Below are 13,766 nucleotides of genomic sequence, written 5' to 3' on the forward strand. Positions count from 1 at the left end.
GTGCGCTCACATCTCTACCTCGTTGTCGCCGTTGTGAGACAGGCGCCGTGGCGGTGCCAGCCATTCCTCGCTGTTTGTCAGGTGCACAACACTGCCGAGGTCATCACCGAGGTGAGCGGATGCCGCGAGCTCGCCAGTCGTCGCGGTGAGGAACCAGCCCTCATAGTGATCGTCCAATACCCCGTGTGCCGTGGGCATGTACGCGGTGAAGAGCGGTTTGCGCGACACGTGCAGTGTCTTCAGCCCCGCAACACCGGGAGCGTCGCCGAACACCAGGCGAGCCTGAGCGTGACGACCGAGCGCGACATCTGCCTGCGCCTCGAAGTAGATGGACGATTTCATGAGCTGGCCACGGAACGCGCAGTAGTTGACGGCCGCCAGTTTGAGCGGAAGGTTTGTGTGCGGTGGACGTTTGATGTCGATGGTGCAGCCGTGCATGCCATCAACGGCATACATCGCCGAGACCTTCCGCGGAGTCACCACAAAGTCCAGATTGGCCTGGTGCTTGGGCATGCCCCAGATGCCTTTGCCGCCTTTCACCGAGATCTCCGAGCTCACCGGAAGATCCACCACATACTGGCCGGTGCCGTACGTGCCCATGAGAAGGGCGGGGAGCAGCGGCGGTGCCGGCTTGGGTCCGTGCGTCACCGCAATGGCGAGGGAGTACTCGATGTAGCGACCGATGTCTGTGGAGAGATAGTTCACCACGGTGACAATGAGCAGTCCGCGGCCCCAGCCGATTCCCACCGGATGCAGTTCGGTTCCGGGCAGCAGACGGGCGGCGGCCGACCGACGAACGGGGAATGCGGCCATCAGCACGGGGGAGTTGTCGGAGTTGACCGGCATCGTGTACGGGATGCCGTCCACGAGGGCGTGCTGCCCGGCGAGGCGCGTCTGGCGCTCGGGAACCGGCGAGGGTAGGCGGGACAGCGCGGACTGCAGCAGCCGTTGAAGTGATTGGCCGAGGGCCGTGGTGAGGTCGTTCATCGGGTCAGCTCCCTTTCGATGATCGGGTAGGTGTCGCGCCACGCGTTGGCCCCGAAAAACACGTCCAGGTGCCCATAGCCCGGAATGAGATGAAAAGTATCCTTGCCGGGCCGGTGCCGGTTGAAGAACTCGAAGCTGCGGCGCTGGCTCTCGGGGAGGAAGCAGCGGTTGTCGACGCCGGTGAGGAAGACGAAACGCGCGTCGGTGTGCGGAGCCTCGGCCACGAGGTCCCGGGGAATCTCGGGGTGCACTCCTGAGTGCACGAGGTGACCGGCGTCGAGGGAGAGCTTCATCTGGGAGAAGAAGGTCATGGGGGACTCGGCAAATTCGCCGGTGATCCAGTCGTGCGTGGCCCGGTCGATGTTGCGGTGCGCCCAGAGCGCCGGATGCCCGCTGCCGTAGGTGAAACTCACCATGCGACACACGGTGTTGTCGCACTCGGGGTGGGTGGCCCGCACGGCACCGCGCACGACGCGGGAAAAGTATCCGTTTGATTTATAACCCCAGGCCGTGTTGAGGTACGGGCTGAATTCGTTCACAATCGGCGCGAGTCGGGTGATCTTAAACCGGGAAAATGCGGGCACGACCGGGTGCAGGGACACCGCGTTGGTGATGACGGTGTCGACCTCGGGGAGCAGACCCGCTACCGCCGCCATGGTGAACGACGTGGATCCCTGACAGTGCACCACCGCCTTGAGGGTCTCGGCTCCGGTGGCACGGAGAATATGCGCCACGGCCGTGGGGTAGTCGTAGACGGCGGCATCGTCGAGGGTCCACGGCACCGGGTCGAAGTCGATGGAGGCTCGCCAGTTGAACATCCAGACGTCCCAGCCCTGCTCGAGCAGCCCATCGACGAGGGTGCGCTTGAGCGGAGGTCTAAACAGCTCGGCCCGCACCCCGGCCCCGTGCACGAGCATGACGGGGCCACGAGGTGAGTGCTGCCGTCGACCAGCCGGGATGCTGACGTGAACGAGGGAGAGCGGCACGCCATCGGGCGCGGTGAGCGGAATGACGTCGGTCACGTGGTCGGCGCGTGAAACCGGGTGGGTCGTGGTGCGTGTTGGGCTCATGCGCGGAATCCTTTGCGGGAGATGAGGATGGGGGGTTCGAGAAGTCGCGGGGAGAGAGGTTTGGTGGGAACGGGCCGCTTCTGAGCACCCGGCTCGCCGACAAGGGTCCAGTTGCGGCAGACGGTGTCGATCACGATCGGAAAGACCTCGAGGTCGCCGTTGCGGTGCAGGCGCAGGCGCAGAAAACCTTTGTGGTCCTCGATGGCCTGACTTGACATCTGCCAGTTGAAAATATTGCCGGACTGCTGGGTGAGGGTGAAGAGTGCGAACACCTCGGTGCCGACGAGGGCGCCGCCCACCCCCACAATGGCGGCGGCAACGACCACAATCTCAGCTCCGGACCACACGGCGGGCCAGGGAATCCAGAGCGTCAGAAGTGCGAAGCCGATGAAGACGGTGAGTTGTAAGCCCACGGCAGCGACGATCGACGCCGCGCGGGGCAGCCCGATTCGTGGCGCGACGGCGGCGATGATCGAAACGAGCAGAACAATCACGCCGAGAATGAGCAGAACCCCCTGCACCTGAAGTCGATCGGTGGAGAGGGTGTCGCTCGACAGCGGCACCGTCCCCACCTGAGCGGTGACGCCGAGAAGCCCGGCGAGGGGAAGAAAGACGAGCAGATGCAGTGTGCCGAGCAGCGGCGGGAACGAGCGGTTGCGCCACCCCAGCCAGAAGCGGCTGAACGGGTTGGCCGTGCGCCCGCTCATGTGCCGTGAGCTGGCGGCATCCGGGTAGGTGGTGGGACCCTGACGAAATTCGGTGCCGCGCTTATCTTTGCCACGCATGCGCGACTCCGGTGCAGGAAGGGTGAGGGCTTGTGGCAGCTGGTGGGTGGCAGAGAGAAAGGCGCCGCCGAGCCCGCAGGTAATGAGCTGGGTGCAGCGGGGGTCTCCCGCACCAGCGGACCGGTGGGTGGGTGGGACCTGCTCATACCGGGTGTAGTGGTGCGCGTCTCCGCTCAGCCACAGGCGCACGTGCGCTCCGGTTGGCTTCACCGATCCCGTCACGGGGTCGACGCGGTTGCGCAGAAAATTCTTCTCAAAATAATGCAGTTGGTTGAACGCGTTGGGGTCGTGCGTCTTGGTGTGAACCCAGGTGGGGGTTGCGGTGCACAAAATGATCGCGTCGCCTGGACACAGCCGATTGGTCAGCCGGTCCCGAAAGTAGTTCAGTTGCGGCTCGTCCATGTACTCGCCGAGCTGGCTATCCAGGCCCGCGAGCCACCAGCCGTGGCCGAGGCGCAGAGCAAAGTAGCTGCGTGTTTGGATGGTGTGCCACGCACCGATTCTGCGTGGCCGGGTGAAAATGCGGAGGAACGCGCTGAGACCGTCGTACCAGTCGTGGTTGCCGGGCAGGGCCAGCAGACTCGGGTTGTGGTTACCGCGGCGGTTATGATCGGCGCTCTCGGCAGGGAGTGCCGCCGCGTAGGGACCGAGGGTGCGGTCTTCATAGTCGCGGGCTGAGGCCGTGGGGTACACCTCGTCGCCACCGAAAACCAGGAGATGGCCGCGGGGAAGCGCGGCCGATCGGGTGCGCTCACCGTGCGCGTGCACCACAATCTCGTCCTGACCGAGCAGTGAGGCGATGCTGCTGGTGGCGTCGAAACCATCGCCGAGATCGGCCGTGTAATCGATCCACAGGTCACCCCGTGGATGCTCTGCCAGTCGCAGGGGTTGTTTCGAGAAGACCTCCTGCAGCTCCCGCTTGTCTCCGTAGTTGGCGAAGATCTGGGCCAGAACAACACGCACTGCCGTGCGCAGAAGCTGTCCCGGCGCAAGCCAGCGCACACAGTTTTGCGGGATGAAGCCAAGCTCGTTTTCGTGGCGAGCCAGACTGCGTCTTTTCATCGGAGGCTTCTCTTCAGGTGGGGGTCAGTTCGTATCGAGGGGTCGACGAGGCCGGAGATAGACGTGAGCCACTTCGCCCACAAACAGTCGGCCAAAGGTGAGGAGGGCACCACGCGCGGCGGGACCAGTCGTGCGAAACGTGGTGAGCTGTCTGGCGAAGGCCCACGGCGAAATATGGATAATTCCAGAGGCCCGCACCCCCGCAGCGGGCTGCACAAAGGCGAGCTGGCCGCTGGCACCGGAGACGGGTTCTGGCGGCGCAATATGCCCGTCGAGAACGTGCACGAAAAGCGTCGTCGTGTCGCGCCAGGGAGTGAAACCGGCCCGGTTGCTCACCTCCTTGTAACCCACCAGAGTGAGCGGAGAACCGCCCACATCGCGCAGCCACAGGCGATACAGCATGCGTCGACCGTCAAGGCCCGCGGGGTGCACGAACAGGTTGAACCAGCCCTGTTCCACCTCCAGGCGCCCACCCAGAGCGTCAAACATGACGTAGCCGCTCGCGCTCGCCGGGTGTAGAGGATCACGGGTGAAAGCGGCCAGATCGGTCGCCGTAATGGTGAGTTCGAACATGAGATCGTGACCGCGGATGCGGCCGTTCAGCGCACCACGGGCGGGGTCGGCGATGCCGATTGTCGCGGGACCGCGCATCCGCTCGGTGAAACTGAGGGTGGTGGGCGGAGGTTGGGCTTCGGCTGGGCCTGGTTCTGGCACGGATGCCGCCGGTGCCTCCACGTGCCGGACCGCTGTCTTCGCCCATGTCGTATCGAGCATATGCTCGCTGGCGCGGTCGGAAAAAGCCGCGATTGTCAGCGACGGGTTGGCGCCCACCGGCCCCGGCATCGCGGCACCGTCCAGCACGTAGAGGCCGGGGTAACCAAAGACCTGCCCGTACTCGTCACAAACGCCCTCCTCAATCTGCTGCGCCGCCGGGGCGCCGCCGAGCGGATGCACGGTGATCACGCGCTTCGCCCACCACAGCGGGGTGTCTTCGAACCGGGCGTGCAGGGCGGTTGCGATTTCTTCCATGGCGGAGCGCATGCGCTCGTAGTACACCTTCGAGGTGGCGAGGGTCCAGTTGATTTCCAGGCGACCCTGGGACAGCGTCATCACCCCATCGGGCACATCACGTCCCATACCGAGCAGGGGAAGCACGCTCGCCGAAGCGTGGCCGTCACCGAGCGCTGCAGCGAGATCCCGCGAAATATTGGAGCGTTGCCCGTGAAAGAGCCGATTGAGAAACAGTTGCCAGACCACCGGACCAACGCGGGCCACCACCTCGGGAAGGAGCGAGGTCTCCATGAGCCAGTTGATGAATCCCGGATACCCGGCGTCCTCAATGTAGAAGCCACGGCCGGAACCGCCGTCCACGGTGTCGGGCACGCGCATCGCCGTGGTTATCACCGGACCACGATCGCCGGTGAGGGAGCGCACGCCGCCGGCATCCGTTTTTGCATTGAGCATCAGTGTGAGTAGATCGCCATTGCCGCTAAATCGTGTGCCGAGAAGCGGGCTGATGCCGGGCAGTGAGGCACGGTTACGCAACAGCAAAAAGGTGGAACCGAAGGTGCCGGCGCCCAGAATGAGGCGATGACAGCGGATGCGCCGCACCGGCAAATCTGCTGTGGCGCCTGAGCCGGTGGTGCCAGACCCCGTGGCAGCGGGATCGTGCACCACATACGTCACCTCATACCCACCGCCGTCGAGCGGGCGAAACCCGCGCACCTCGCTCAGGGTGCGGATGTCGGCGCCCTGATGCTTCGCAGCAGACAGGTAGGTGTGGTCGAGAGTGTTCTTCGCCCCCACGTTGCAGCCCACGTCACACTCACCGCAGAGCAGACACGTGACGCGTCGCTGGCCGTGAAAATTCTTGTAGGGCCCGTCGGGAATCTGCAGGTTGGCTTCGGCCGTGGCATAGCGCGTGGGGCCAAACGTGATCGCCAGCGGCGGACGCTCGATGGGACGGCCCAGCGTGCGGGCCGCAGCCTCCATCGCCATCGTCTTCGGCGTGTCCTGGTAGGGATAGGGAACCGGGGTGAGCATGGCTTCCACGTTGTCGTAGTGCGGATCAAGGTCGGCCCGGCTGAACGGCCAGTCCTCGTAGCCGCCGCCGGGAACCGGGGATTCCCGCACGAACCACTTCTCGTCCTTGCGCAGCAACACGTTGGCGTAGATGAGGGAGCCGCCGCCGAGACCGCTGGAGACGATGCCTTCGAGACCGCGGAACGTCCACGCGTCGAAGAGGCCATACATGCCGGCGCTGGGGTCCCAGAAGTTACGGCCCATCTGCGCTGGGGTGCGGGCAAAGCTACCGGGTGGATACGCTTTACCGCGTTCGAGCACCACGACGGACTTATCCGCCGCTGCCAATTTGTAGGCGGCAACGGATGCCCCGAAGCCGGATCCGACGACCACGGCATCGACGAATTCGCTGTCTGATGAAGCGTTCGTGACGGTCACCCCCCTTCGGGGCTTGCAGAGCCTGACTCGTGGGTCACGCCGACACGACAGCCACCGCGTTCGGCACACACCCGGATTGTGCTGAGCATTCTGCCACCGGCTCCGACCCTTGTCTAGCCGTGCAGAGCGAGCGCCGCAGATCGAGCCGGTGGCGGATCAGGACGAAACGCCGGCGGGCCGCTGCGTGGGCGCCGACGGAATGATTCCGAGCCCAACCACGAAGGTTTCGCGCTCGTTCCGGTCGATGGCGTAGCACTGCCAGCCGACGCCGCCGGCTCCACCGAATTCAAACCGAGCGTCAAAGTCGGAGGAGAACGGGTAGTACTGTGCCACGGCAGCGACGCAGGCAGTCGATGCGGTGTTTTGCGCCACCTGCATCGTGGTGAGAATCCCCGGAACGACGAGGGCTACCAAACCGAGCACCACGACAATGCGCAGTATGCGCGTCAGGTGCCGACTGCGCAGTGGTCGCTGGCGGTCATTGGGCTCGTAGCCGGACAGTTCGGGATAGTTGTCACTCATGGGTGCTTCCAGTATCCCAGACCAACGCACGATCGGTCCTGCGCCGCAGACCTGACGCTCCACTCGTGCATAACGAATAACGCATTAACGAGCGGATGCCCGCAGAAATTTCTGCGGGCATCCGGTTGATCGGTGGTACGGATCGAACTAGTGCGTTGAGGCCTCGGTCTCGATCTCGGTGCGGTCGCCCGACCAGAGCGTGTGGAAGGTGCCCGGGAGATCCACGCGCTTGTAGGTGTGTGCGCCGAAGAAGTCGCGCTGGCCCTGCACGAGCGCGGCCGGCAGGCGCTCGCTCGCGAGCGAGTCGAAGTAGCTGAGCGAGGCCGCAAATCCGGGAACGGGAACGCCGGAGAGGGCGGCCGTGGAGACGATGCGACGCCAGGCGGCTTCACCGTTGGCGATGGCCTCGGCGAAGTACGGGTCGATCAGCAGGCTCGGCAGCGCCGCGTCCTTCGCGTAGGCGTCAACGATGCGGTTGAGGAACTGGGCGCGAATGATGCAGCCGCCGCGCCAGATGGTGGCGGTGGCACCCATGTCGATGTTCCAGTTGTACTTCTTCGCGCCAGCGACGATCGCGTCGAAGCCCTGCGCGTAGGCGACGATCTTCGAGGCGTAGAGCGCCTGGCGCACGTCTTCCTGGAACGTGTGGCCCACGATGGCGACCTCGGGGCGAGCCACGAGTCCGGCGCGCACCGGAACGCGCTGCTCGGGGTGGCTGGACACGGCGCGGGCGAAGACTGCCTCGGCGATTCCGCCGACGGGAACGCCCAGGTCCAGCGCGTTCTGCACGGTCCACACGCCGGTGCCCTTGGATCCAGCTTCGTCCAGAACGACGTCGACGAACGGCTTGCCGGTCTTCGCATCTACCTGACGCAGAATTTCGGCGGTGATCTCGATCAGGTAGCTGTTGAGTTCTCCGGTGTTCCAGTCCGCGAACACGTCGGCGATGGCGGCGGGGGAGTGGCCTCCCACGCGGCGCAGCAGGTCGTAGGCCTCGGAGATGAGCTGCATGTCGGCATACTCAATGCCGTTGTGGATCATTTTGACGAAGTGGCCAGCGCCATCGGTTCCCACGTGTGTGACGCAGGGGACGCCGTCGACGACGGCCGCGATGGATTCGAGAATCGGGCCGAGGGTCTTGTAGGCCTCCACCGAACCACCGGGCATGATGCTCGGGCCCTTAAGTGCGCCCTCTTCGCCGCCGGAAATACCGGCACCCACAAAGTTGAGGCCCTTGGCGCTCTGCTCCTTCTCACGACGGATGGTGTCGGTGAAGTCGGCATTGCCGCCATCGACAATGATGTCGCCGGCCTCGAACAGGTCGGAGAGCTGGCTGATCACGGCATCGGTTCCGGCGCCGGCCTGAACCATGATGATGGCCGTGCGGGGCTTCGAGAGCGAGGCGACGAAGTCGGCAATGGTCTCGGAAGCCACAAAGTTGGCCTCGGGGTGCTCGGTCGTGAGGAGGCGGGTGCGCTCGGGGGAGCGGTTGAAGACGGCGACCGTGTTTCCTTCGCGGCTGGCGAGGTTACGAGCCAGATTGGAGCCCATCACCGCCAGTCCGACGACGCCAATGTTTGCCTGTGTTGCACCGGATACTGACACGTTTGCTCCTTTGGGGCCGTTATCTCCAGACCAGTAACAAGGTTAGTCGGTGCTCCCGGTCGCCCGCACCGGAGCACGTAGCCTCCGGTCCCGACACGCCCGGCCTGCGGACGGCCGCAGAAACGTGTAAAGTTGGGAACTGAACTTCGGCGAGGGATGTCGCCAGCCCGGTTTACCCGGCCCACGACATCCGTTATCGACGCGGCGGACGAGACTTTGGGCTTTTCCTCACGCTGACATGCGTTCGAGTTGAACACCAGACAACGACCAGGGCCCAGAGGCCCACAAGGAGATGCACCATGGCTAACGACATCAACAAGGTTCAGGTTGACCTGCGCGAGAAGTTCGGCAAGGGTGCGGCCCGCAAGCTGCGCGTGCTGGGCATGATCCCCGCCGTCATCTACGGCCACGGCACCGAGCCGGTGCACGTGTCCCTTCCCGCCCACCGCATGGGCCTGCTGCTTCGTCGCGCAAACGCGATCCTCGACCTTGACATCAACGGCAAGAGCCAGCTCGTTCTGGTGAAGGACGTTCAGAAGGACCCGGTTCTCGCCATCATCGAGCACATCGACCTCATCGTCGTGCGCAAGGGCGAAAAGGTTCAGGTTGAGGTTCAGGTTCACATGGAGGGCGAGTCCTTCCCCGGAACCATGGCCGACTTCGACACCAAGACGCTCCTCCTCGAGGTTGCGGCCACCAGCATTCCGGAGAACGTCGTTGTTTCGATCGAGGGCCTCGAAGACGGTGCTCAGATCCACGCCAAGGACATCGCGATTCCTGCCGGTGCCGAGCTCATCTCCGACCCCGAGTCCCTCGTGGTCTACGTTCACACCCCGCGTGGTGAGGACGAGGAAGAGGCCGAGGGCGACGACGACACCGAGGTCATCCTGGCCGGCACCCCCGCCGAGTAGTCATCGCCTGCTGGTTCCGTCGTAAGCGGAGGATTCCACTGGACGAGAATCTCTGGCTCGTAGTCGGGCTCGGTAACCCCGGGCCCGACTACTCCGGTAATCGCCACAATGTCGGCCACATGGTGCTCGCGCAACTTGCCGAGCGGATGCGGTCGAATTTCAAGAACCACAAGACCGCCTCATCGGTCGCCGAAGGTCGCAGCGCGCCCGGCGGCCCAAAGCTTATTCTGGCCAAGCCCAACACGTTTATGAACGTGTCCGGCGGCCCCGTCGCAGCCCTTCTGCGCTTCTACTCGCTGGAGCCCTCGCACCTCATCGTGGTGCACGACGACCTCGACATTCCTTTTGACACCCTCAAGCTCAAGTTCGGTGGTGGCCACGGCGGCCACAATGGGCTGCGCGACATCATCGCAGCCACGGGTACGGGAGATTTCCTGCGTGTGCGCATGGGCGTGGGCCGACCTCCGGGTCGCCAGAGCGCTGCAGACTTCGTGCTGCACGACTTCACCTCCACCGAGCGCGGTGTACTGCCCAACATTCTCGGTGACGCCGCCGACGCGATTGAGCTGATCGCCGCCGACGGACTCACGGCGGCCCAGCAACGCTTTCACGCGCCCTCCTAAACCCCACGTACGTTGAGGTAGCGGATGCGCCGCCCAGCTGCAGTGCGTAGACTCGTGCGGTGATCCTTCAGGGCTTAATATCTGCGCTCAAGCGCGCCTCCACGTTCGATAACGCCCTCACCTACGCGAGCCGGGATGCCGACTTCTCCCTCACCGAGGGACTGCGCGCTCCTCTTCTGGCCGCTCTCCTCGAACAACGACATGACGAGGCACAGGCCCTGTTCGTGATCACCGCCACCGGCCGCGAGTCAGAGTCGCTGCGCGACAACCTCGCCTGCTTCGCCTGCGAGGCCGAGATCGTTGACTTTCCGGCCTGGGAGACCCTGCCGCACGAACGGCTGAGTCCGAGCGCCGAAATCGTGGGTAAGCGGCTGTACGCACTGCGCCGCATGCGCCAGTGGGAGGAAACGCCGGCTGCCAAGCGGCGCCCGCTCATCGTGGTTGCTTCGGTGAGAGCCGCCCTTCAGCCCGTTGCCGACAACCTGACTGACTACGAACCCATTGAACTCCGAGTTTCTGCTCGGGGTCACGACCTGAGCGCCATCGCCCTTCAGCTGGTGAGCGTGGCCTATGCCCGGGTGGATATGGTCACCCGGCGCGGAGAGTTCGCGGTGCGCGGTGGAATCCTCGACGTCTTCCCGCCCGTGGCGTCGCATCCGTTCCGCATCGAATTCTTCGGCGACGAGGTGGAGCAGATTCGGCAGTTCTCGGTAGCCGACCAGCGGTCGCTGCCTGAACCCGTGACGGCGGTGAGCCTGCCGCCCAGCCGGGAATTGCTGCTGAGCCCCGCCGTACGCCAGCGCGCCCGCGAGATGGAGCACGAGTTTCCGAGCCTCTCCGGAATGCTCGCCAAGATCGCGGAGGGGATTCCGGTGGAGGGGATGGAGAGTCTCGCGCCGGCCCTCGTGGATCGCCTGGTTCCCGTGACGCACTACCTGCCCGCACGCGCGGTGGTGGCTGTTATTTCTCCGGAGCGGGTGGCGAGCCGCGCCATCAGCCTCGCTGAAACCAACCGCGAATTTCTGGGAGCGGCGTGGAGTGCGGCGACCGCCGGAGCGGACTCGCCCATCGACCTCGCATCCGGTGACTTCCTCACCCTGGGGCGACTGCGCGAGAGCGTGATCTTTTCGGCGCCGGGAGCGCCGGCATCCGGTCACAATTGGTGGACCCTCAGTACGTTCCAGGCCGCGCCGAGCGATACCGAGGTGCTGCCGGAACATCGCGAGATCGATGATCTGCTCACTATTCGGGTGAACGCCGACACCGTGCCGAGCTTTCAGGGCAACGTGGAGGGCGCGGTGGGTCACGTGGCGAGCCGGCTCAAGGACGGCTGGATCGTGGGAATCGTGGCGCAGGGCACTGGGCTGGTGGAGCGCGCTGCCGACGTGCTGGCCGAGCGCGAGCTGCCGGCGCGCGTGGTGGACTCGTGGCCGGAGAACCCCGAACCGGGAATCGCCTACCTGCTCAAGGCCGGAGTCGAGCACGGGTTCGAATTGCCCGAGACCAAGTTCACGCTGATCAGCGAATCCGAGTTTTACGGGCGTACCGCCGGGTACTCCGAGCGCCAGGTGAAGAAACTCGCCAGCCGACGTAAGAACGTCGTGGATCCGCTGCAGTTGAAAAACGGCGACCACGTGGTGCACCAGACCCACGGCATTGGCCGCTTTCTGGAACTCACCCAGCGTGAGGTGTCCAGTGGCGGGCGCAATCCCATCAAGACCACCCGTGAATACCTGGTTCTCGAGTACGCGCCGTCCAAGCGCGGCCACCCCGGGGACAAGCTGTTCGTACCCACCGACCAGCTCGATCTGGTGAGCCGGTATGTGGGCGGAGAGGCCCCCGCGCTCAGCAAGATGGGTGGCAGCGACTGGTCGTCGGCCAAGACGAAGGCCCGCCGCGCCGTGCGCGACATTGCCGTGGAGCTCGTGAAGTTGTATTCGGCCCGCATGGCGAGCAAGGGTCACGCCTTTCCGCCCGATACCCCGTGGCAGCGTGAGCTCGAGGAATCCTTCCCGTTCGTGGAAACCCCCGACCAGCTGACCACCATCGATGAGGTGAAGGCCGACATGGAGCGGCCCATCCCGATGGACCGGCTCTTGTCGGGGGACGTGGGTTTTGGTAAGACCGAGGTGGCCATTCGCGCCGCGTTCAAGGCCATTCAGGACGGCAAGCAGGTGGCGATGCTCGTGCCCACCACCCTGCTCGTGAGCCAGCACATGGAGACTTTCAAGGAGCGTTTTGCCGGGTTCCCCGTGCATCTGCGCGCCCTGTCACGCTTTCAGACCGACAAGGAGTCGAAGGAGGCCATTGCGGGGATGCTCGATGGCACCGTGGATATTGTCATTGGCACCCACCGTCTGCTCTCGCCCTCGATCATCTTCAAAGACCTCGGACTCGTCATCATCGACGAGGAACAGCGCTTTGGAGTGGAGCACAAGGACGCCCTGAAGAAGCTCAAGACCAACGTGGACATTCTGGCCATGAGCGCCACACCCATTCCGCGTTCGCTCGAAATGGCCGTCACCGGCATTCGGGAGATGTCCACACTGGCCACGCCGCCGGAGGACCGGCACCCGATCCTCACGTTTGTGGGTCCGTATTCGGACCGCCAGGTGGGCGCCGCCATTCGCCGTGAGCTGCTGCGAGAAGGACAGATCTTCTTCGTGCACAACCGGGTCACGAGCATCAACCGGGTGGCCGCTCAGCTGGCCGAGCTCGTTCCGGAGGCCCGGATCGCCGTCGCGCACGGTCAGCTGCCGGAGGCGCAACTGGAACAGGTCGTGGGCGACTTCTGGGAACGCAAGTTCGACATCCTCGTCTCGACGACAATCATCGAAACCGGCCTCGACATTGCCAACGCAAACACCATCATCATTGACAGCGCCGACAAGTTTGGCCTCAGCCAGTTGCACCAGCTGCGCGGCCGCGTGGGTCGTGGCCGCGAACGGGCCTACGCCTACTTTCTTTACGACGGCAACAAGCCGCTCTCCGAAACGGCACACGACCGGCTCGCCACCATCGCCGCGAACAACGAACTCGGTGCCGGCATGCAGGTGGCACTCAAAGACCTCGAGATTCGTGGCGCCGGAAACCTGCTCGGCGGAGAACAGGCCGGCCACATTGCCGGTGTGGGCTTTGACCTGTACCTGAGAATGATCGGCGAGGCCGTGAGTGCTTTCCGCGGAGACGTGGCCGAGGGGCAGACCGAACTGCGTCTCGAGCTGCCGGTGGATGCCCACATTCCGCACGACTTTGTGGACAGCGAGCGACTGCGCCTGGAGGCGTATCAGAAGCTGTCCAGCGCGAGTTCACCCACGGCCACGGCCGACCAGATTGACCTGGTGCTGGATGAACTCACCGATCGCTACGGAGAACCCCCCAAGCCGGTGCAGAACCTGGTGGCCGTGTCGCGACTGCGCTGGCACGCCCAGCAGGCGGGACTGAGTGAGGTTGTGGCCATGGGCTCGAACCTGCGCGTGGCCTCGGCCGACCTGGCCGACTCGATTCAGATTCGACTGCGGCGGATGTACCCGGGAGCGAAGTACACGGCCACCACCGGCGCTCTCATCGTGCCGCTCCCACGCACGAGCACGGATGTGCGCACCAGCGAGGCCGTGGACGATGCGGCCCTGATCGAGTGGACCGACACACTGCTCGGGGCGATCTTCCCGCGGCCCGTGGACACCCCCGCGGTAGCCGCGGCCGGTCGCTAACCCGCCCCCGGCATCCACTGGAAAGAAA

At 64.7% G+C, this 13,766-nt stretch carries 9 protein-coding genes; 3 read left to right on the forward strand and 6 right to left on the reverse strand.

Annotated elements, in window-relative coordinates:
• Positions 1-6: 6 nt before the first annotated feature.
• The 6 genes from H4V99_RS03890 to gndA form a co-directional block, all read right to left on the reverse strand.
• Positions 7-987, reverse strand: coding sequence for an acetoacetate decarboxylase family protein (locus H4V99_RS03890; protein ID WP_280675708.1), 981 nt, complete (start codon positions 985-987; stop codon positions 7-9).
• Positions 984-2,057 carry an alpha/beta fold hydrolase gene (locus H4V99_RS03895; protein ID WP_280675709.1) on the reverse strand — a complete coding sequence of 358 codons (1,074 nt, stop codon included), beginning with the start codon at positions 2,055-2,057 and terminating at the stop codon, positions 984-986. The genes H4V99_RS03890 and H4V99_RS03895 overlap by 4 nt, the downstream gene beginning before the upstream one ends.
• Positions 2,054-3,904 carry a hypothetical protein gene (locus H4V99_RS03900; RefSeq protein WP_280675711.1) on the reverse strand — a complete coding sequence of 617 codons (1,851 nt, stop codon included), beginning with the start codon at positions 3,902-3,904 and terminating at the stop codon, positions 2,054-2,056. The genes H4V99_RS03895 and H4V99_RS03900 overlap by 4 nt, the downstream gene beginning before the upstream one ends.
• A gap of 24 nt (positions 3,905-3,928) precedes the next feature.
• Complete coding sequence (locus H4V99_RS03905; RefSeq protein WP_280675714.1) at positions 3,929-6,364, reverse strand: GMC oxidoreductase; 2,436 nt, start codon at positions 6,362-6,364, stop codon at positions 3,929-3,931.
• Positions 6,365-6,520: 156 nt separating this feature from the next.
• Complete coding sequence (locus H4V99_RS03910; protein ID WP_280675716.1) at positions 6,521-6,886, reverse strand: hypothetical protein; 366 nt, start codon at positions 6,884-6,886, stop codon at positions 6,521-6,523.
• A gap of 147 nt (positions 6,887-7,033) precedes the next feature.
• The gene (gene gndA, locus H4V99_RS03915) at positions 7,034-8,491 is read right to left on the reverse strand and encodes an NADP-dependent phosphogluconate dehydrogenase (RefSeq protein ID WP_280675718.1); all 1,458 of its coding nucleotides are present in this window, start codon (positions 8,489-8,491) and stop codon (positions 7,034-7,036) included.
• A gap of 299 nt (positions 8,492-8,790) precedes the next feature.
• Between gndA and H4V99_RS03920 the strand changes: the two genes are divergently transcribed.
• The 3 genes from H4V99_RS03920 to mfd are packed head-to-tail and all read left to right on the forward strand — an operon-like array spanning position 8,791 to position 13,738.
• The gene (locus H4V99_RS03920) at positions 8,791-9,402 is read left to right on the forward strand and encodes a 50S ribosomal protein L25/general stress protein Ctc (protein ID WP_280675720.1); all 612 of its coding nucleotides are present in this window, start codon (positions 8,791-8,793) and stop codon (positions 9,400-9,402) included.
• Between the two features lie 38 nt (positions 9,403-9,440).
• Positions 9,441-10,025, forward strand: coding sequence for an aminoacyl-tRNA hydrolase (gene pth / locus H4V99_RS03925; RefSeq protein WP_280679934.1), 585 nt, complete (start codon positions 9,441-9,443; stop codon positions 10,023-10,025).
• 59 nt (positions 10,026-10,084) lie between these two features.
• A complete protein-coding gene (mfd, locus tag H4V99_RS03930; protein ID WP_280675722.1) occupies positions 10,085-13,738 on the forward strand; it encodes a transcription-repair coupling factor in 3,654 nt (1,217 codons plus the stop codon).
• The last annotated feature ends 28 nt before the right edge of the window (positions 13,739-13,766 follow it).

This window comes from Cryobacterium sp. CG_9.6, from assembly GCF_029893365.1.
Lineage (GTDB): Bacteria > Actinomycetota > Actinomycetes > Actinomycetales > Microbacteriaceae > Cryobacterium.